14 protein-coding genes and 1 pseudogene are annotated in these 19,818 nt (G+C 67.3%); 2 read left to right on the top strand and 13 right to left on the bottom strand.

Translation table 11 applies throughout. From position 1 onward, the window contains the following. Positions 1–53: 53 nt before the first annotated feature. The 5 genes from ACIOHP_RS41860 to ACIOHP_RS41880 all read right to left on the bottom strand — a co-directional run bounded on the left by ACIOHP_RS41860 (position 54) and on the right by ACIOHP_RS41880 (position 5,514). The gene (locus ACIOHP_RS41860; RefSeq protein WP_401895748.1) at positions 54–842 is read right to left on the bottom strand and encodes an IclR family transcriptional regulator; all 789 of its coding nucleotides are present in this window, start codon (positions 840–842) and stop codon (positions 54–56) included. A 44-nt stretch (positions 843–886) separates the two neighbouring features. After that, entirely contained in the window at positions 887–1,729 is an 843-nt protein-coding gene (locus tag ACIOHP_RS41865; protein WP_401895751.1) for a fumarylacetoacetate hydrolase family protein, read from the bottom strand. After that, a complete protein-coding gene (locus ACIOHP_RS41870) occupies positions 1,726–3,498 on the bottom strand; it encodes a bifunctional 3-(3-hydroxy-phenyl)propionate/3-hydroxycinnamic acid hydroxylase (RefSeq protein ID WP_401895753.1) in 1,773 nt (590 codons plus the stop codon). The genes ACIOHP_RS41865 and ACIOHP_RS41870 overlap by 4 nt, the downstream gene beginning before the upstream one ends. A 43-nt stretch (positions 3,499–3,541) precedes the next feature. Beyond that, entirely contained in the window at positions 3,542–4,036 is a 495-nt protein-coding gene (locus ACIOHP_RS41875; protein WP_401895755.1) for a VOC family protein, read from the bottom strand. Between the two features lie 536 nt (positions 4,037–4,572). Continuing rightward, positions 4,573–5,514 carry a PDR/VanB family oxidoreductase gene (locus ACIOHP_RS41880; RefSeq protein WP_401895757.1) on the bottom strand — a complete coding sequence of 314 codons (942 nt, stop codon included), beginning with the start codon at positions 5,512–5,514 and terminating at the stop codon, positions 4,573–4,575. Positions 5,515–6,866: 1,352 nt separating this feature from the next. On the opposite strand from ACIOHP_RS41880, the pseudogene ACIOHP_RS41885 reads away from it, so the two are divergent. Both ACIOHP_RS41885 and ACIOHP_RS41890 read left to right on the top strand, forming a co-directional pair. Then, positions 6,867–7,273: pseudogene (locus ACIOHP_RS41885) on the top strand (TetR-like C-terminal domain-containing protein). Between the two features lie 121 nt (positions 7,274–7,394). Next, positions 7,395–9,629: an MMPL family transporter gene (locus ACIOHP_RS41890; RefSeq protein WP_401895760.1), complete on the top strand. Its 2,235-nt coding sequence runs from the start codon at positions 7,395–7,397 to the stop codon at positions 9,627–9,629. Positions 9,630–9,748: 119 nt separating this feature from the next. Here ACIOHP_RS41890 and ACIOHP_RS41895 read toward each other — a convergent pair whose 3' ends face one another. The 8 genes from ACIOHP_RS41895 to ACIOHP_RS41930 all read right to left on the bottom strand — a co-directional run bounded on the left by ACIOHP_RS41895 (position 9,749) and on the right by ACIOHP_RS41930 (position 19,765). Further along, positions 9,749–9,904, bottom strand: a complete 156-nt coding sequence (locus ACIOHP_RS41895) for a hypothetical protein (protein WP_401895763.1) — start codon at positions 9,902–9,904, stop codon at positions 9,749–9,751. 237 nt (positions 9,905–10,141) lie between these two features. Next, on the bottom strand, positions 10,142–10,951 hold the full coding sequence (locus ACIOHP_RS41900; protein ID WP_401895765.1) for an IclR family transcriptional regulator: 810 nt from the start codon (positions 10,949–10,951) through the stop codon (positions 10,142–10,144). Between the two features lie 971 nt (positions 10,952–11,922). After that, positions 11,923–13,125: a hypothetical protein gene (locus ACIOHP_RS41905; RefSeq protein ID WP_401895767.1), complete on the bottom strand. Its 1,203-nt coding sequence runs from the start codon at positions 13,123–13,125 to the stop codon at positions 11,923–11,925. Positions 13,126–14,040: 915 nt separating this feature from the next. Further along, positions 14,041–15,456, bottom strand: a complete 1,416-nt coding sequence (locus ACIOHP_RS41910; RefSeq protein WP_401895769.1) for an aldehyde dehydrogenase family protein — start codon at positions 15,454–15,456, stop codon at positions 14,041–14,043. Between the two features lie 100 nt (positions 15,457–15,556). Next, on the bottom strand, positions 15,557–16,792 hold the full coding sequence (locus ACIOHP_RS41915) for a M24 family metallopeptidase (protein ID WP_401895772.1): 1,236 nt from the start codon (positions 16,790–16,792) through the stop codon (positions 15,557–15,559). Next, entirely contained in the window at positions 16,789–18,138 is a 1,350-nt protein-coding gene (locus tag ACIOHP_RS41920; protein WP_401895775.1) for a Rieske 2Fe-2S domain-containing protein, read from the bottom strand. The genes ACIOHP_RS41915 and ACIOHP_RS41920 overlap by 4 nt, the downstream gene beginning before the upstream one ends. Before the next feature lie 41 nt (positions 18,139–18,179). Beyond that, positions 18,180–18,533 carry a hypothetical protein gene (locus ACIOHP_RS41925; RefSeq protein WP_401895777.1) on the bottom strand — a complete coding sequence of 118 codons (354 nt, stop codon included), beginning with the start codon at positions 18,531–18,533 and terminating at the stop codon, positions 18,180–18,182. Continuing rightward, the gene (locus ACIOHP_RS41930; protein ID WP_401895779.1) at positions 18,533–19,765 is read right to left on the bottom strand and encodes an aromatic ring-hydroxylating dioxygenase subunit alpha; all 1,233 of its coding nucleotides are present in this window, start codon (positions 19,763–19,765) and stop codon (positions 18,533–18,535) included. Before ACIOHP_RS41930 ends, ACIOHP_RS41925 begins: the two co-directional genes overlap by 1 nt. Positions 19,766–19,818: the final 53 nt, after the last annotated feature.

A 19,818-nucleotide genomic window follows, 5' to 3' on the forward strand; every position in this document is an offset into this window, starting at 1 on the left:
ACGAGCCCGAACCTCCGCAGCGTCCGTCCCCCTCGTTCGGCACCACCCAGGTGTCAGCCCCCGACGGCAGTCAGCCGCTCGCTGATCTCCCGTGCCGTCTCCTGAACCTTCCGGGCCAGCTCCGCCTCCGCCTCGGGGAACACGCGAGAGGCCAAGGCCGCAATGCTCACCGCTGCCACTACCTGCTGTTGCTCGTCGCGGATGGGAGCGGCGACACCCATCACGTCGGCGTCGAGTTCGCCACGAGTGACCGAGTATCCGGCGCGCCGGATGTGGGCCAGTCGCTGCATGAGAGTGTCGACGTCCGTGAGGGTAGAGGGAGTGAAACGGCGCAGGTCTGCTGATTCAAGGAGCCGTCGGGCTTCCTCATCGGGGATCCAGGCCAGCAGGACGAGTGCCGCGGCACCCGCGTTGAGGGGGAGAGTGCTGCCCCTCTCGTAGGAGATGCGCACCGCGCCCGTCCCCACTTCGGCCCGATCGACGCACACGACCAGCTCTCCGGTCCGCCGGGTGAGCAGGACCGTCTCCTGCACGCCCTCGGCGAGCGTCGTCATCGCCGGGAGGGCGACTTCGGACAGGCCATAACTGCGGCGTGCCAGCCGTGCGATCTCCATGACGCGCAGCCCCAGCCGGAAGCCCCCACCCGGTGCCTCTTCGAGGAAGCGGCTGCTCACGAGGCTCTGGAGGTACCGGTACGCGGTCGAGCGAGCCACGCCGAGCCGCTCGGCTACTGCGGTGCCGGAGACGACGAGGTGGGTGTCGGTGAACATGAGCAGGATGTCCAGGGCCCGGTCGGCCGTGGAGTTACGCTCGCGATAGCTGGTGGACGCTGTTCCTGACATGCGAGACATCGTAACGGGTGTCGGGGCGTCATGGGCGCCAGGCGTCACAATCTGTCCTTGACCACTGCATTGCGCAGTTCGCCGATCCCCTCGACGACCGTGACGAGTTCCTGCCCTGGTCGGAGAAAGACCTTGGGGTCGCGGCCGGCACCCACGCCTCCCGGCGTACCCGTGGCGATCAGGTCGCCCGGCAGCAGCGTGATGATGGTGCTGACGTACGCGATGATCGCGGCGACATCGAAGAGCAGGTCCGCTGTGTTGGACTGCTGCATGGTGGTGCCGTCCACGAGACAGCTGATCGTCAGCCCGGACGCGCCGCGCGGCAGTTCGTCCGGTGTGACGAGCGAGGGTCCTACAGGAGTGGTGGCCTCGAAGGTCTTGCCGGACAGGAACTCACGGGTGCGATGCTGCCAGTCCCGGACGGTCACGTCGTTGAGGACGGTGTAGCCCGCGACATGCGACAGCGCCCGGTCCGGTGATACGTGACGTGCGCGGTGTCCGATCACCACACCGAGCTCAGCCTCCCAGTCCAGGTCGTCGCTCACCGGCGGGATGTGCACGTCGTCGTAGGGTCCGACCAGGGAGCCGTCGTACTTGGCGAACAGTGTCGGATGGGCCGGGGTCGCGCGGCCCATCTCCTTGATGTGTGTGGCGTAGTTGAGGCCCAGACACACGATCTTGTTCGGGTGAGGGACGACGGGAGCGAGGGACGCGGTCGACAGCGGGATGCGGTCGCCGTCCTCGGCGGCCGCGCGTTGAGGCCAGTCGTCGCCGCTCGACAGCAGATCGCCGACGTCGGAGTAGGACAGCAGAACGAGCTCGTCCCCTTCCTGGCGGGCAGCGGCTGTGCCGCGCTCGTCGTACAGCCGGACGGTGCTGAGCCTCATCGGGGCCCTCCTTGGGTCTTGGAAGCGCTCTTGGTGACGGGGTGCGCGGTCGGTGCGGGCCGCGGTCGGACGACCTCGTGACTGATCTCGGCCGGGCCATCTGATGCGGCAGGGCAGACATCGCGCCCTGCATCGGGCGCGAAGCGACGCAGGCTGTGTGAGACGCGCTCTGCTTGGGCGGCTGGGAACACGGCCGCGATCAGCCGGTCAGGGCGCACCAGCAGGAAGAGTCCCGTGAGCCCGCCGAACAGCGCCTGGAGTCGGCCGTCGGCGTCGGCTACGGCGGTGCGCCCCGGGCGGTCGCGGGGGGTGCGGTCGTCGAGGACGACTGACACCCGCTTGCCTGCGGGCAGACCGGCGTGTGCCGCAGTGTTCCAGTCGGCGTCGGTGACGCCTACGCCCAGCAGGCTCCAGCCACGGCCGAGCACGTTGTCGAGCCGGGTCACCTGGAGGTGCGGACCGTGCAGGACGCGTGGCTGCGGAAGAAAGGTGCCCACCCGTGACCCGTTTTTGGCGTCGAAGGGGACGACGGCGCCCGATCGAACGCGGGTGTTCGGCCGGTAGCGCATCTCGGTGAGGTACCGGCGCCCTTGCGGGGTGTGCATGGCGATGCGCACCAGCAGGTCTCGCAGCCGCGCGCGGCTGCGGCTGGTCGTCATGACGATGCGGCCGAGCCGGACCGAGAAGTCGATGACTGCCTGGGCATGTGGGCGGCGCTCGGTGTCATAGGTGTCGAGGAGGATGTCTCCCGACCGTCCGGCGAGGACGTCGGCGAGCTTCCAGCAGAGGTTGGCCGCGTCTCGCACGCCGGAGTTGAGTCCCTGGCCTGCGAAAGGCGGCATCATGTGGGCGGCGTCGCCCAGAAGAAAGCAGCGTCCGTCGCGCAGGCGGTCGGCCAGCAGTGCGTGGAACGTGTACGTCACGGCGCGCTCGACCTGGTCCGGGGTGATCTCGCGATACGGCCGCAACAGGTCGCGTACCAGTTCAAACGGTGGGGGATCTCCGGGCAGGCCCTCCCCGGCGTGCAGCAGGAACTCGTAGCGGCACCGGCCGTCGCGCCCCGGAACGATGACCGTGGGGCGGCTGGGGTCTCCCATGTGCATGCCGTAGCGCTGGTCGTGGGGATCTCCCACGGTGTCGGCGACCAGCCACACGTCGGGAAAGCTGCGCCCCTGCATGGGGATGGACAGCAGTTCCCGGACGGTGCTGCGTCCGCCGTCGCATCCGAGGACGTACGAGACGGCGAAGTGCTCGACCGGTTCCGTGCCATCGCTCGGTCCGACTCCGACCCGTACCCGGTCGGAGTGCTGTTCCAGCGAGAACAGCCGGGTGCGGAAACGGGTTTCGACGCCGGGGCGGTGGCGCAATTCCTCGATCAGTACCCGCTCCAGGTCGGGTTGGGCGAAGGGGTTCTTGAACGGGTGCCCGAACCGCTGGTCGCCGAGGCCGCGCGCGTGCACCAGGGGTCGGGCACCGGCGTCGAAGTACTTCGTCCCCGTGCCGGGCACGATGATCGGGTAGACCGCCTCGTCGATGCCGGCCGACTGCAGCGTGCGCAACGACTCGTCGTCCAGACTGATCGCTTTGGCGTCGTTGCTCGTTGTCGGATTGCGCTCGACGAGCAGGACGCGTACGCCGAGTGAGCCGAGCAAATGGGCGGCCGTGAGCCCCGTCGGACCGGCGCCGACCACGAGTACGTCGGCTTGCACCTTGGATGCCGAAGCGAATCTTCGCCGCGGTTCCGGATGCGGTGGCTGGGGATTGCTCATGGGCGGGACTCCATCGATCGGCTGCGTGTGAGGGTGCGGTGGACTACTGGACCGGCTGGTATGCCGGGCCGCCCTCGGTCAGCAGCCGCTCCACGTCGGCCATCACGTCGGCGGGCTCCTGGTCGAGGTTGAGGGTCTTGCGGAACGGCTGTCGCACGTCGCGCTGCACCCGCAGATACACCTCGTTGCGGTTGCCCTCGGGGTCGAAGAAGTAGATACCGATCGCGTTGCCGTGGGTGACTTCCTGCTGCACCTCGATGCCCTCGGCGCGGAACCGGTGGTGGAACTCGATGACCGACTCCAGAGAGTCGACCCGCCAGGACACCTGATGCGTGAGCTTGGCGCCGTCGTGGGCGGTTCGTCCGCGCTGCAGGACGAACTCGTGGTGCTCCTCCTCAGGGCAGGAGGAGAGGAAGACGATGCCCAGCTCCTCGTCCTCGTCGGTCACGGTCAGGCCGAGGACCCGCGTGTAGAAGTCGCGCATCGTGTCGAGGTCATGAACCCAGAAACCGGTGTGACCGAGACCTGTAATCGCCACGGTGTGTCTCCTTTTTCAGGATTACAGTCTTGTTTTACAGGACAATAGGTGGATGCTGAGCCAGACGTCAACTGCCGGCTGCGGGACGTGCTCGGCGTGTGGCGCTGATGCCACGGACGGGACGGACTGGTCGGGCGCGTGGCGCTGAACCTCGTCCGACAGGCCTTCGGCCGGTGGTGGGTTCTTCCGAGGCGTGGGCTTGGGGCTGGCGACACAGGGTGTTGATGGCCAGTCTCGACCGGCGGCTCGCGGCTCAGGCCGTGGTCCAGGAGGCCGCGCACGGCTGCGTGCCGCTGCACGGACCGGGGCGTGGGTCGTCATCCAAGGGAGGCGGGTGGACTCGTCACCTCGGGCGCCGCTTTCGGAGCCGGCTCAGGTACCGAAGACACACGTCCATCGCCGCTGATCAGACACTTCACGGCCGTGTCCGGTTGTGGCCCGGCGTCCACGATCTCGGTCAACACGTCCGATGCCACGGCGGGAACACACCCAGGCTGAAGGCTGCCGCGATCGTTTGCAGCGAGTCTTCTCCGTCGTCACAGGTCGAGCAGCAGCCTGGGACAGGCAGCCCGGGACACGCAGATGAACATGGTGTCGTTGCTCGCCTGCTCGGACGGATTCATCAATGAGTCACGATGGTCGACTTCGCCCGCGAGAACACGTGTCTCGCAGGTGCCGCATATCCCTTCCCGGCACGAGGCGAGGACAGGAATCCCGGCCTCCTCGACAACTTCCAGGACGGACTTCTCCGGAGGCACGGTGAGGGTGACACCGGCCGCGGCAAGCTCCACTTCGAATGTTTCGGTGAGCACAGGCTCGCTGACATCTCTCGGGTTGAACCGCTCCAGGTGCAGTGTCCCCTCGGGCCAGTTGGCGCAGTGCTGTTCGACCGCCCTGAGCAGAGGCTCGGGGCCACAGCTGTACACGAGCGTGTCCGGTTGAGGGGTCCCGAGGATCCGATGCAGGTCGATGAGACCGACTTCATCCTGCGGATACGGTGTCACCCTGTGCCCGCTGGCGTCTTCGAGCGCTTGAAGGAACGTCATGGACCGTCGGCTGCGTCCGCCGTAGTGCAGTTCCCAGTCCGCGCTGGCCGCGTCAGCGGCGCGGAGCATCGGCGCGATCGGAGTGATGCCGATTCCGCCGGCGATGAACACGTACCGCGGTGACCGCACGAGTGGGAAGTGATTGCGCGGCCCGCGGAGGCTAACCTCTGCGCCCTCGGTGAGCGTCTCGTGCACATGCCGAGATCCGCCGCGGCCCGTCGGCTCCCGGAGCACGGCGATCCGCCAGGACGACCGGTCTGAGGGGTCGCCGCACAGGGAGTACTGACGCGTCATGCCATCGGCCAGTTCAACGTCCACGTGCGCACCGGGTGCCCACTCCGGCAGGTCGGCGCCGGACGGATCGGCCAATTCGAGGACGATCACGTCGTCTGCGCCGTCCCAACGGGCGGTCACCCGTAGGTCGAGTTCCACTTCGTCATGAGTACTGGACATAAGTTGACTTCCATGAGGAGGGCATTGCGGAGAGATCCGAGCGTTGGCGAGGGGGGTGTCCCGTCGAGTGGTGTAGCGGCGCGGGGTCCGTGACTCCGCAGGTCAGTTGGCCGACGCAGTCGCCTCCGTGCCGCATCGGGGTGCTTACGCCTGCGAGCAGCACGCGCTGCGGCCGGGTGAGCCAGCCGACTATCGCCACCTCGGCCCTGAGGAGCCACACGGCCGGTACGGCTACATCACTTGGTGGGACGCCACCTTGGCGAGGGCTGTCGCGACGCCAGGGGCGCCGCATGCTCCCGGAAGTACGGCCGCTGGATTATGCGTTGAGTGAGAGGGGCAGTGCGGCGAAGCCGCGAGGCATGTTGCCGAGGTGGGGGAGGGGCTCTCCGCCCAATCGGATCCTCTGCGACTTCGGCGAGCGTGAGCGCGACCGCCTCGCAGTCCAGGCGCCCCACCATCTGCCCGACGCGGCCATGTGCGCCGGTCCCGCAACCTACGCGGCCCACGGTCAGGCGGCCCAGGTCGGTGGGTACTGGGTGGGTCTCGGGCCCGCACCGGTAGAGCGTGCCGTTGAGCGTCTCGGGCGCGGCGCCTTGGATGGGCTGCAGGTCCTGGACGTCGACCTCACCAGGCACTGGTTCGTTCAGGCCTCGGGGAGGGTGCGATCGCGGGGCGACGTGTCAGTTACGGCATGGCTGCCTCACGCGACGGCAAGTACAACATATTTCGATGTCCCATTCCTTTGCCTTCGGTGAGCCCGTGGTCCAATGTGCGCCACGCCACGGAATCGCCGGCGTCGTCCGGGCTGGGCGCCCTGGCGCTGGAACGGGCAGGCGTCCACCCAGTCCTACCGCTGCGCACCCCAGACCGACCGCGATCGCGACGCCTCCTTACTGCAGGTCACCGGGGCAGTCCATGGGTGGAACCAGTTACGCGTCAACCGCCATTGCCCCCGAGCGGTCCCTTTCGCATCGGGCGCGGGGCATAGGTGTGAGCGTCCCTGATCCGATTCGGCACTGCGTGGACACCGGCTTTTGCATCGCTGGAGTGGCGCGGCTCCAGGTGTGATGGGCCTTGTGCTCGTCCGCGGCACCGTCCCAGTGACGGCAATCTGCGACGCACGTCAGACGCGATGCGGCAAGGTGCTGAGGTTCGAGTCCGCTCCGGCACGGCGAGCCTTTGGCCCTGCGGTCGATCGGGAGGGGGCGCCATGGCCGGCGAAAGCTCGGACACGTGATGTGACGTACGAAACGGTTTCGTTTTGATTCTGATTGACGTATGGTCATGGGTGCGGTGATCCGTACGAAACCGTTTCGTTCATAGGGGGTGTGATGGCCGAGATTGCAACGCCGCGTCGCGGTCGGATCACACCCGAGCGTGAGGCCGAGCTGTACGCGGCTGTGCTCGATCTGCTTCGTGAGGTCGGCTATGGCTCGCTGACCATGGACGCCGTGGCCGCACGCACCGTCACCTCGGGCGGGCCTTCCGCGAATTGCTCATCGAACCGGAACAGGCCGAATTCAACCGGGTGTTGCAGCGTGCCGTCGACCGAGGCGAGATCCGTGCGGACAAACCTGCGTCGGATTTTGTGCCGCACATGCTCATCGGCTGCTACTTCGCCCGCACTCTGATCGACGAGCGCCCGCCGACGCGGGCGTTCCTGGCTGAGTATGCCGACGCCGTGTTTCTCCCCGCCCTCGGCGTCGGACCCTCCCCATCTCCCAGTCCCCAGCAGTAAGCCGCTCTCCAGCCGTACCTGGCACAACCTCCCCCCTGTCTCCAGGGCATGGGAGGGTCCCCATCGTCGTCGGGCCTGCCCTCTGCCCTGAACCATCCACGACTGACCCGGAGCACGTCCCGTGGCTACCTTCCTGTACAAACTCGGCCGATTCGCCTTCAGGCGACGGCACTACATCGCCCTGTTCTGGGCCGCCCTGCTGGCCGCCGCCTGCGTCGCGGCCTTCAACGCGCCCGCCGCAGGCTCATCGTCCTTCTCGATCCCCGGCATCGAGTCCCAGAAGGCCTACGACCTGCTGGCGCAGCGTTCGCCTGGCTCGAGCGCCGACGGAGGGAGCGCCAACGTCGTCTTCAAGGCTCCCGCGGGCGAGAAGATGACAGACGCCGACAACAAGGCCGTCGTCGAGCAGACCGTCAAGGACCTCGGCAAGGGGCCCGAGGTCGATTCCGTCACCGACCCGTTCACGCAGCGCAACGCGGTGAGCAAGGACGGGACGATCGCCTACGCGCAGGTGAAGTACACCGCCCCGGCCAAGGAACTGACGGACTCCGCCAAGGACTTCCTGGAGAAGACGGTGGAGGAGTCCCGGCACTCCGAGGTGACCGTCGAGATCGGCGGTGACGTGCTCGACGCGTCGCCCGAGACCGGTATCGGAGAGGTCATCGGTGTCGCCGTCGCCGCGGTCGTCCTCGTCGTCACACTGGGCTCGCTCGTCGCCGCCGGACTGCCGCTGCTGACCGCCCTCATCGGGGTCGGTATCGGAGTCGCGGGCATCACGGCCCTCGCCAACGCACTCGACCTCGGCGACACCACCTCCATCCTGGCCATGATGATCGGCCTCGCCGTCGGTATCGACTACGCCCTGTTCATCCTTTCCCGCTACCGGGGTGAACTGGCCGAGGGCCGCGAACGCGAGGACGCGGTCGGACGGGCCACGGGTACGGCGGGCTCGGCGGTGGTCTTCGCCGGGCTGACGGTCGTGATCGCACTCGTCGGCCTCTCGGTCGTCGACGTCCCGGTGCTGACCAAGATGGGTATCGCGGCGGCGTGCACAGTCGTGCTTGCGGTGCTGATCGCCCTCACGATGATCCCCGCGATGATCGGCTACGTGGGCCGGAAGATCGAGCCGACAGGCAAGAAGAGCAAGCGGTTCGGTGGCAGGAAGGCGCAGGAGAACGCCGAGGGCAAGCCCAACATGGGCACCCGCTGGGGAAGCTTCGTCGTCCGCCGGCCCGTCGCCGTCCTGGTGCTGGGCGTGGTCGCCCTGGGGGCCATGGCCATCCCGGTGACCCAGCTGCAACTCGGGCTGGGCGACGACAGCACGAAGCCGGAGTCCACGACGCAGCGAAAGGCCTATGACCTCCTCTCGGAAGGCTTCGGCCCCGGCTTCAACGGCCCGCTGATGGTCGTCGTCGACACGAAGGAAAGCAGTGACCCGAAGGCGGCCGCCAATACGGTGACCGACGAAATCAAGGGCCTGAAGGACGTCGCGACGGTCACGCCCGCGTTGTTCAACAAGGCCGGCGACACGGCGACGATCACCGTCATACCGGACTCCAAGCCATCCTCGACGCAGACCGAGGACCTGGTGCACGCCATCCGTGACAAGGCCGACGGCGTCAAGACCGACACAGACGCCCGGGTGCTGGTCACCGGCACGACTGCGATGAACATCGACTTCTCGCAGAAACTGACCAACGCGCTGATCCCCTACCTGGCGTTGGTGGTCGGCCTTGCCTTCCTGCTCCTGATGGTCGTCTTCCGCTCGATCCTCGTCCCGCTGAAGGCGGCCCTCGGTTTCCTGCTGTCGGTGCTGGCGGCGCTGGGCGCTGTGGTCGCGGTCTTCCAGTGGGGCTGGCTGGCCGGTCTGCTCGGTGTCGAGGAATCCGGCCCGATCATGTCGCTGGTGCCGATCTTCATGATCGGCGTGATCTTCGGCCTGGCGATGGACTACGAGGTGTTCCTCGTGACCCGGATGCGCGAGGCATACGTCCACGGCGAGGAGCCCAAGCAGGCGGTGGTCACCGGCTTCAAGCACAGTGCCCGCGTGGTCACGGCCGCCGCGATCATCATGATGGCTGTCTTCGCCGGCTTCATCAGCTCCAGCGAGTCCATGATCAAAATGATGGGCCTCGGGCTGGCGTCCGCGGTCTTCTTCGACGCGTTCATCGTCCGCATGGCCATCGTCCCGGCCGTCCTCTCGCTGCTCGGGAAGAGCGCCTGGTGGCTCCCCAAGTGGCTGGATCGCGCCCTGCCCAATGTGGACGTCGAGGGCGAGCGTCTCCGCGCACAGGACGAGAACCAGAGCGGGAACACGCAGGCCCCGTCCACCGGGCGGCAGCCAGTGCCACGCTGACACTGACCTCCATGACCGGACGTCAGCTTGGCCGGACCGCCACTTGGTCCGACGGCCGGTACTCGATGCCGACGCCGGGCTCCGGCTCGTACGTCCTGACTACGGGGGGCCGACGGCCATCAACCGCGGCCCGCCACCTTGGAGGTGGGCGAGGAGTCGCTGGCGCACGACATGCTGGGCGGGACCAGCGGGCCGGACGACGAGGGCCTGTCGAGGGCGCGTTGATTGTTGTCACCGATGTGCGCGCAGGCGTGCCGACGACGGTCAGGTCCCATGCCTAGAGTGTCTGCTCCGTCGGCGAACCGCCGGCAGTGACCCCACCGCACGCCACTTGCTGATCGTCAAAAAAGTCACTTCGCCCGGGGGACCGGTCCCCCGGGCGAAGTGACTTACAGCTGGACCTCGCTGCATCACTGGGATTGCGGGCACGATGAGGAAGAACCTGCTCGTCGGCATCGTGCACTTCAGCAGGAGGGCACCCGCGCTGTTCGTCGTGAGGGAGGCCGTGCGTCCTATGTGTCGGATTCGGGCAGCGCGTCGACTGACCGCACCGACGAGACCTGCTCCCGTGCCGTGTTGAGTGCGGCGACGATGTCTTGCTCGCGGCCATGAAAGCGAATGGCGGGGATCGGCACGGAGAGCGCCGCCAGTGTGCCGTAGGTGTCCTGGACGGCGATGGCGATGGCACACACGCCGGGAGTGCTCTCCTCCAGATCGAAGGCAACGCCGGTCCGTCGAACCTGCGTGAGTTCCTCCACGAGGGCGGCCCGTTGCGTGATCGTGGAGGGGGTGAGCCGAGTCAGTCGTGCCGGAAGCAGGCGCGCGATCTCGGCATCGTTCAACTTTGCGAGGACGGCTTTGCCGTTGGCCGTGCAGTGCAGCGGCAAGCTGCTTCCCACCACCGATACGGCACGCAGTGTGTGCTGCCCCTGTATCGAATCGGTGATTCTCAGTCGGCCGGATTCCAGGACCGCGAGGTCAACGGTTTCCTCGAGAGTCTGGGCAAGGTGCTCCATCGTCGGCCTGAGCAGGGCGCGAATCTCCGGCCGGCCGGCCTCGGCCAGCCGCACCAATTCGGGGCCGATGCGGACGCGACCCGCAGCAGAGGCTGCGACCAGCACGCCCTCGACCTCCAGGGCGGAGACCAGCCGGTGAATTGTCGAGCGCGGGAGCCCGGTGCGTTCAGCGAGCTGGGAGAGGCTGAGCCCCTCCCGCTCGCCGGCGAGGGCGCGGAGCACCGCGACAGCCCTCCCGATGATCTTGATTCCGGCGTCGCCACCGTCCTGTGTGGCGGCTTCTGCGTGTGTAGCGTCAGGTGTCACTCGCCCAGTATGCGACTGCTGCGCGGGACAACATCGTCCCGCGTACCGGGCATTCCTGGGTGACGGACTTCCTCTACTCCGTGCACCTGTCCCGTATGGCAGCGCTCTGGTCCGACAATTCCGGACACAGGCGGGCCTGGAGAGGAGGCCCTGCGCGACGAGAGGCCGCGGGCAAGGCCGCGTTCATTTCTGGACCGGTCGCCGGTGGCATCGGTCTTGGGGGTGATGGAAACGCGATGAAGGTCGTCGTCGCCGACGCCAGCACGGCTCACCCGACCAGCGCCAGTGCGTTCGAACATGCTCACGTCCCGGCGAAAATGCGGGGATCAGGGTGCTCAGGCGGATCGCGGATGCGGACCATCGAGACCGGGATCGGACTCTCGACCTCGGCCTGGGCGATGTGGCGATCCCGTGCGACGAGTCCGTACGAAGGTCCTGTTCAGCGCGGGTTCGGGCTGACGTGGCCGTGCACACTCGGAGGCGAGGTGATGACCGACTTCCACGACGAAGGACACTGATTCCGGCTACCTGTCGGGGACGGTCAGCACGTTCTCGCCTCTGAACCGGATGAACGACCTGTAGAGGTTGTCCGTTGGTGGCCGGTTCGAGGCCACCGTTTCGGGTCTTGTGAGTGGGGCTGATTGGCTACGGGGTTGAGAAGCCGCTCGGTGCTGCTCACTGCCGGGCAACCCTCGATCAAGGCCAGGACGCTGGCTGCCTCGCTCCCGATCCAATGTGGGCACCTGCCCTGCCGGGATACGGGGCGCCCTGCTTTGTCGGGAGTCCGTGCTCCGGCCCGCCGGGTCGTGTCGACGAACTCGAATCCGCCCCGCCCGTCGGGCTCAGTCAGGACAACGCGTCATGAGCACAAGTCGCCGCCTTCGAGGACCTCCCGGCGCTCCTCCCGTGGCTTCAACACACAAGGCGGGTCTCGCTACGGCCGCGCGGCACTGAGGGGGCACCTGCAAGTCCTATGGCAGGTTCGGGTGGGGCGACGTCGTGAACTCGCCGTCACATTTCGGGCCCGGGTGAAACGGTGGTGGCAGCGGGGTGATGTGCCGGACGTCCGCGTTGGTGCCGACGCGCTCCTGAAGGGCGCGGTGGGGGAGGGCATCGAGTACGCGCGGTGCCGCGCAGAGCGTCAGCGACCGAAGGTAGCCGTCGGCGATCCACACACCGATCAGCGGCATGACGAAGGAGAGGGGCTGGCCTGCGAGGAGGCTCAGCACCACAGCCGCGGTCAGTACGGTGACCGGCGGATAGAGCAGGATGAAAGCCATGGTGGCCCGGGCGGTCCTCGAGCGGGAGGTGGACGTCTCGTTCCGATGGATCGCGATGCACGCCACGACGAAGATCGCCACGACCGCGCCCGCGCTGAGCGCGGCGTTGAAGCGAAGGTCGACGGAGGCGAGTCCCGTGAGGCCTGACCAGGCGATCAGGTTCGCTCCGACCACGAGGGCGCCCGTCCCAACGATGACCCGCCGGCTTGGCTTGCGGTGTCCGTCCTGGCCAGGGTCCAGGATGGACACGTCAGTGCCGCGCGGCAGTAGCCACAGGCACAGGGCAACGGCGATGATTCCCAGGCCCGCTCCCATGGCTGTGATCAGACGCCACGCGTTCTCGACCGGCAGCGCGCCCGCCGTGTTCTGGGCGACGAATCCCGCGGTGGGTATTCCCAGCGGAACTATGGCGAGTGAACGCCTGGCTCGGGTGGCCGCGTCCGCGCGGGCGCGCCTGCCCTTGGGGGCGGCGTCTTGGCGCGCGGCCCCAATCCTCGTGGCGGAGTCCTTGACGAGACTCAGGGTAAGTGGGAACGCGACGCCTGTGCCGATTCCGGCGAGCATGCTGAGAAGTCCCAGTTGCCAAGGGGCGGTTGCGAGTGCGCAAGCCCCTGACCAGAGCGTGAGCCACAGGAGTGCGGCGAGCGTCGCCTGCCGGAGCCCGAGGCGCCGGGCCAGCACCACTGCGGTGTGGACGCCTGCCAGAACGCCCAGAAAAGCAGTGCTCCCGATCAGTCCCGCAGTCCTCGGTGACAGGTGCCAGCCGGGCTCGGCCTGCAGGGAATCGAGGAAGTTGGGGAACGCGACGAGCTGGTAACTCTGTACGGCCAGGAGAAACAGTCCGAGTGGAACCAGACTGCGGCCAACAGGGGGTGTGACGGTGTCGGACGGCATGCCGGCCTCCAGATGGGGAACGGAAGAAAGGGACCAGCGCCCGGGATGGAACCGGGGCCGCGGTTGCGGGGATCTCGCGGTCGGAGGTTCTGCCGAATGCCGGGAGCGCGCCGGCCATGATTCTGCGGCGTCGAATCATGCGGGTTGATACAGGAGCAGAGCGCGCCGCCGGGGAACTGTGTGCCTCATCCACCAGGGAGTTCGCTGGGGAACGAGAGAGAGTCAGGTGCCGCGCACGGCGGCGTGGAGTTCGGTCGCGGCCGGCGGACGAGGGGCGTGCCGGTGAAGTCCTGGGCTTCGAGGATGATGACCTCGCTGCGATCGGACGCGGGTTCGCCGGGAGCTCAGTACTCCGTCGAGCGTCTGCATCGACGTCTTGCCCGTGACGTGGTTGTGCTCGACCAGGCCGGTTCACTGATCTGGCTGTCCTGCGTCATGTTGTCGGGGTCCCACATGAGCACCCTTCCTTGACGCCATCATTGAGTCCTAATAAGCAGGACAGTAGTCTGCAAGTTGGGACTAAATTAGACCGTATAACCGTACTCGGAGGGGGGTCAAGTCGTGCGAGGGCTGAAGGTGTGAGCTGCTGCAGGGTCTGCTTCTGACGGGATGGGCCACGGGGGGTGACTCTCGAGGCAGGCACATGCGCCTCTTCTTGAGTCCCCTATAGTAGGATTGCTGTCCTACTTATTGTGGGCATTGATGACTGGGTTGCTCCGCAGTCGGCATCCCCGTGTGCCACACCGACGGGGCGACGCCGGCCGTCTACTGCTCGCGGCGTCGCCCCTGGTGAATTCAGCCTGCCTGATCACGACCGTTGCCGCGATCGGTTGCCGATGCTGCGGCTGTCATGAGGACAGGCAGGCGCGGAGTAACAAGTGAATGCGGTACGGGGTGTCCCCGCCGTTCCGGGGCTCAGCTGCCGCGGACGACGTGCAGCACCTTGGTGTCGGTGTAGGACAGCAGGCCGGGCAGTCCGCCGGCCACGCCAAGGCCACTCCACTTGTGCCCGCTGATAGGCACGCCCGGTGCCGGCACGCCGTGCGTGTTGACCCAGGAGGTCCCGCATTCCAGCCGGGCCGCCACCGCCGCGGCCCGCTCCGGGTCCGCGCTCCACACCGAGCCGTCGAGCCCGAAGTGCGTACTGTTGGCCCGGGCCACTGCGTCTTCGATGTCGTCGTACGGGATCACCGGCAGGACGGGCCCGAACTGTTCCTCGTCGACGACGCGCACGCCGTCCCCGACATCCCTCAGGATGGTCGGCGCGAAGAAGTAGCCGTCACCGTCCAGGCGCCGACCTCCGGCGACCGCGGTGGCACCGCTGGCCAGCGCGTCCGACACCAGCTCCTGGATCCTGGCGAACTGCGGCGCTGTGGCGAGCGGTCCCATCTGGACGCCGGGGAGCATGCCGTCACCCACTTCGACCGCCCGCGCCCGGTCCGCCAGGGCGTCGACCACCTCGGTGTACCGGGCGCGTGGAACGTAAAGACGTTTCATCGCCGCGCATATCTGTCCGCAGTTGACGAACGCGCCCCAGAACAACTTGTCGGCCATGGCGTCGAGGTCGACGTCGTCGAGCAGGATGCCCGCGTCGTTGCCGCCCAGTTCCAGGGTGATGCGCTTGAGGTCGGGCGCAGCCGACGCCGCCACGTGCTTCCCGGCGGCGACCGAACCCGTGAACGACACCTTGCGAACCACGGGGTGTTCGGCGAGCTGTGCACCCAGCGGGTCCTGGCCGCTGATGACGTTCAGGACGCCCGGCGGCAGCGCGTCACGCAGGACGACTCCGAGTGCGAGCGAGGAAAGCGGCGTGAAGGGAGACGGTTTCAGTACCACGGTGTTGCCCGCCAGCAGGGCCGGCGCGTACTTCAACGCGGCGAGGATCAGGGGGACGTTCCACGGAGTGATCGCCGCGACCACGCCCATGGGCTGGTGCAGCACTTCGATCCGCTCCTGGCCGTCGTCCCGGATCACCTCCCGGGGCAGGTCGAGGGCGGCCGTGCCCCGCAGGGTCAGCGCGGTCACCATTACCTCGAAATGGGCGTCGGCCAGAGGCTTGCCCTGCTCCATAGTGAGCAAGGTGGCGAGCTCCTCGGCACTCTCCTCAACGCGTGTGGCCGCGGCCAGCAACGCGCTGCGGCGAGCGCCTATGTCGTCGCGCCACAGCGGGAAGGCGTCGGCGGCCGCTTGCACCGCTTCGTCCAGCTGAGCCGGTGAGCAGTCGGGCGCCTGGGCGAACACCCGGCCGGTGGCGGGGTTGCGCACCCCGAAGGTATCGACAGTGTGGACGTCCTTGCCGCCCGCTGTCATCGGGTGGTTTTGCTCGGACACGGTGTCTCCTGGGGTGCGGGGCGGCCGGTGCCGTCAGGAAGGTGAGTAGCGTGGGGGTGAGATCAGCGGATACCGCGGGCGGAACGGGGTCTCGGTTCCGTCAGGACACGACGTGCATGCGGCAGGGCACGGTGTTGAGCTCGTCCGGTCCGTTCTCGCCCACGACGACGGTGCCGCCGATGTTGACACGGTGCTGTCCCGTACAGGCGTTGGGTTCGAAAGCGAACGCCATGCCTGGGACGAGTTCCAGGTCGGAGATCGGCTCGACGGTACGGAAGACACGGTGGCTGTCCTGGCCGGGGATCTGGTCGGCGTTCAGCGCGATGTGTCCCGCGAAGGCCGCGGGAGTGAGACTGTGCACCAGAGGGGTCATGTTGTAGTGGCCGGCCTTCAGGAGGGGCTCGCTCATGGCCCGGGCGACGTCGAGGAAGGCGGCTCCCGGACGCAGGGCTCGAAGGCCCGCGTCGTAGCAGTCACGTGCGACGTCGTGGAGCGTGTGCAGCACCTTCGGTACTGGCTCGACCGCGACGGACATCTGGACCTGTGTCTCGAATCCGCCGTAGCAGGACATGATCTCGGCCTGGACCAGGTCGCCGGGCTGAACTGTCCGGGAGGGGCCGCCTGCGTAGGTCCAGTAGGGCGGCGCCCAACCCGGGTCGTCCGCGCCAACGCTCATGATGACGTGGGGGTAGGTGGTGGTGCACGAGTTGCGGTGGAGGACCTCCACGGCTGCCGCGTAGATCTCGGCCTCGCGCACGCCGGGCCGGATCATCTCCAGCATGGTCTGGCAGGCTTCCTCGGCCGCCTGGGCGGCGAAGCGGACCAGTTTCAGTTCCTGCGGCGTCTTGGGCAGCATGGTCTGGGCGAAGTCGAGGGACATGTCCTCGAATTCGGCCTCGGGCAGGTTGTTGAGGACGTAGTCCCACATCATGTGGGTGATGAGGCCCTCCATTTCCCCTGCCGAGCTCCCGGTCATGCCGACCACGCCGATACGACTGGACGTCAGTCCCTCTTCGGTGAGTGCCTCGACCACCCCGCGGCCGAACGGGCCGACGCGTACATCGTCGATCCAGAAGCGCACATCCCGCATGTTCGCGGCCAGGCGGCGGGTGTAGCGGTGGTGGGTCCAGGTGAGGTGGACGGGGTCGCGGTCGGCGAAGAAGACGACCACGCCGTCGAGGACCTCGTTGGCGAGGTAACCCTCGTACCGTTCGCGGCCCTTGAGCCCGAAGACGAGCAGGCAGTCAAGGTCCTTGTCCCGCATGAAGTCACGCGTGCGCTGCCAGCGCAGCTCGCGGGCGTCGAAGGGAAGGACGGGATACTGCTTCGCGGTCATGCCCCTACCCCCTCGGTCGCCTCGACGAGATCGCTCTCCAGGATCCTCGGATCGGCGCCCGCCGCCTCTGCCACGTCCCGGTAGTACTGCAACCAGTCGGTGCAATCGGGGACGTGACCGCCGCCGGCCATGAGGCCGCGGGTGAGGTCGGTGTCGTCCAGGGTGGCCGGGAGGTCCCCGGTTGTTGCGTACGTGTCGACGGCCTTCAGGAGGCGCCGCCGCGTCCGGCTGACCATCAGGTCCGAGGCGGACAGGTGCTCGTAGGTTCGGTCCACGACTGGTCCCATGCTTTCAGTGATCATCTTGTCCTGGATCTGGATACCTTGCACTCCGGTGTAGTTGCCCTTCGCCTGGGCGCTCCGGTCGAGGAAGTAGTTGTTCTCCTCGGACGGGGTGAGCCGCCACCTGCCGTACCAGTCCTGGTCGTTGTTGGGTTGGAGCAGGTCAGCCATGCGGACCTTGACACCCGGCAGCTCCCCGACGGTGGAGTGGAACGCCGACCTGCCGTCCATCAGCGCCCGAGGCCGGCTGAGCTGGAAAATCATGGAGTGGGTGTCGTCCATCGGCAGCCAGAACCGCACCACGGGTTCCTCGACCTTGAAGGGGTTCTGGCCGGGGATGGTCCAGGACGGCAGCAGCTGCTGGGTGTAGTGCCAGTAGTCGGGGGCGAAGCTCTCCGGTCTGCGGTGGGCCTCCATGGTGCCCCCGACCGTGTTGACGACTTTGGTCTCCACGGCCCTGCCACTGGTGACCCACTTGAGGACGAAGTGCTCGCCGACGTCCTCGGGGTCATGGCCGCCGTGGTGGAGGAAGGCGAGATGGGCCGCGTCGATGTCCCCCTCCATGCCCTGGAGCCAGTTGCACTCGCGCAGCCACATCTGGATCTCCAGCTCCTCGTCATCGGCGACCACGCTGATCGCGGGCAGCGGCGGCGGGGTCGCGCGCGCCCCCATGTAGATCCAGACGAGGCCGTTGCGTTCCTGCACCGAGTAGGCCTTGGCGTGCACACGGGTGGGCACGCGTCCTCCCGCACTGCTCGGAATGTCGGTGACGCGGCCCTCCACGTCGAACATCCAGCCGTGGTAGGAGCAGCGCAGGCCCCCGTTCTCGTTGCGGCCGAAGAACAGGGAGGCGCAGCGGTGCGGACAGCGGTGGTCGAAGATGCCCATCCGACCGCCGCTGTCGCGGAAGCCGACAAGGCGCTCGCCCAGCGCCATCAGGCGGATCGGCGCACCATCGGCCTCGAACTCGGAGGACCGGGCTATCGGCAGCCAGAACTGGCGGAAGAACTCTCCGGTCGCACTGCCGGGGCCGACCTGTGTCAGCTTGGCGAAGGGGTCAGTCATGGAGCGATCCATCTCTGTACAAGGTCGATGGTTCATCTGAATCACCAGGCGCGTGCGGGCCCGACCAGGTTCATCCCGTCCAGCGGATACAGGTCGCTGACCTCTGGCGTGGCCCACCCGAGGTCGACGGGGTGGGTGACCTCGGAGAAGGTCAGGGCGAGCTCGAAGAGGGCCTGCTCCCGCGGGGGCATGTCGCCGAGGGGGAAGGCGTTGAGATGGTTCACCACCGCTTCGATACGGGGGAGCATGGCGGCGCACAGGTCACGCAGCTCCTCGATGTCGGCAGCGACCATCGCCTCCATCCGCTCCTGTGCGTCGCGCAGGCGCCACCGCTCCAGGAAGCGCTCCAGATCGGCAAATCCTTCGGGAAGTCCGGCTTCTGCGGAGGGCTCCATCACTTGGCTCCGATCAGTTCGTCGATGAGTCCGTAGCGGTGCTGGAGCGCGAACTCCTGCAGGGAGAGGTACAGGTCACTGATGGCACCCGACTCGAGGCCGCGTTGCACGTCTTCCATGGCGGCCAGGTCCTCCCGGGCCACCGTGTACTGCAGGGCCCGCGAGTACGCCTGGGCCAGGCGGTCGCCGGCGTGGCGGGCCTTGCGGGCGTAGACGTCGAAGACGACGCGCGTGTGGTTGCGGTCGATCGGCCAGACCGTGACCGTGCTGTACCAGTGCGAGCCGTTGAGGATGGCCACGTTGGGGAACTGCCACACGATGTCGAAGAACCAGGGGTGGTAGCGGGTGCGGTTCACCGCCGGCGGCAGCATGGAGAAGTCGGTCTCGACCGCCGGTGTCTGCTTGCGACCGAGGTCGTACAGGGCACCCTCGACGGGTGGGCTGACGTAGTCGGGGTTGGACGGGTTGCTGGAGCGGATGTGGCGGTCGTACATGTCGATCACGGGCTTGTGCCGCATCGGGTTGCTCTTGCCGGCCAGCTTCGGCTGGGTGCGCCGATGCAGGAAGACGGTGTGGTAGCCCTCCGAGAAGGCGTCCATGGCGATGTTCCAGTTGGCCCGGACGTCGATGGAGAAGCAGCTGATCTTCTCCATCTCGCTGTAGTAGCCGTCGAAGCCCTCGGCGAGCTCCCCCAGCCAGCCGTCGAGCGGCTCGGGGTTGTCGCTGAAGTTGGCGTAGATGAGGCCGTACCGGATCTCGACGTGGATCGGGACCAGTCCGAGGCGGGACTTGTCGACGGAGCGGAACTGCTTCTCGTCCGGCACCGAACGCAGTGATCCATCACCGGTGTACGACCAGCCGTGGAGCCAGCAGGTGTGCGCGGACGACGTCCCTTCGGCGAAACCGCAGGCCGTGGGGATCACCTTCTTGCCGCGGTGGCGGCACACATTGTGGAATGCGCGCACCTCTCCGTCCCGGCCGCGTTGGACCAGCACCGAGATGTTGAAGGTGGGCACGTCCAGGACGTAGTAACTCCCTGGCTTGGGGAGGTCGTTGATGTTTCCGACCAGGAACCAGGACGGACGGAAGACCTTCTCGACGACTGCGTCGTGATACTCCTGCGTCAATTTGTCCTTGACGGACACGACGTCACGCAGGCCGGCGAACGGGTTGGGCGGGGACGGGGTCCCGTCGGTGAGTGGGGAAGCAGGGCTAACAGCGGCTTCAGACATATGATCTCCATAAGGTAGGACGCTAGTCCTGTTATGAGGGACCGTATGGGAAA

It is taken from the genome of Streptomyces sp. NPDC087859, from assembly GCF_044742595.1.
GTDB classification, from domain to species: domain Bacteria; phylum Actinomycetota; class Actinomycetes; order Streptomycetales; family Streptomycetaceae; genus Streptomyces; species Streptomyces canus_F.

What these genes read in the sequence shown, in the direction of transcription:
- ACIOHP_RS41860 (WP_401895748.1), bottom strand. Translation starts at nt 842, where the DNA reads ATGTCAGGAACAGCGTCCACCAGCTATCGCGAGCGTAACTCCACGGCC.
- ACIOHP_RS41865 (WP_401895751.1), bottom strand. Translation starts at nt 1,729, where the DNA reads ATGAGGCTCAGCACCGTCCGGCTGTACGACGAGCGCGGCACAGCCGCT.
- ACIOHP_RS41870 (WP_401895753.1), bottom strand. Translation starts at nt 3,498, where the DNA reads ATGAGCAATCCCCAGCCACCGCATCCGGAACCGCGGCGAAGATTCGCT.
- ACIOHP_RS41895 (WP_401895763.1), bottom strand. Translation starts at nt 9,904, where the DNA reads ATGGGACCTGACCGTCGTCGGCACGCCTGCGCGCACATCGGTGACAAC.
- ACIOHP_RS41905 (WP_401895767.1), bottom strand. Translation starts at nt 13,125, where the DNA reads ATGCCGTCCGACACCGTCACACCCCCTGTTGGCCGCAGTCTGGTTCCA.
- ACIOHP_RS41915 (WP_401895772.1), bottom strand. Translation starts at nt 16,792, where the DNA reads ATGACCGCGAAGCAGTATCCCGTCCTTCCCTTCGACGCCCGCGAGCTG.
- ACIOHP_RS41920 (WP_401895775.1), bottom strand. Translation starts at nt 18,138, where the DNA reads ATGACTGACCCCTTCGCCAAGCTGACACAGGTCGGCCCCGGCAGTGCG.
- ACIOHP_RS41925 (WP_401895777.1), bottom strand. Translation starts at nt 18,533, where the DNA reads ATGGAGCCCTCCGCAGAAGCCGGACTTCCCGAAGGATTTGCCGATCTG.
- ACIOHP_RS41930 (WP_401895779.1), bottom strand. Translation starts at nt 19,765, where the DNA reads ATGTCTGAAGCCGCTGTTAGCCCTGCTTCCCCACTCACCGACGGGACC.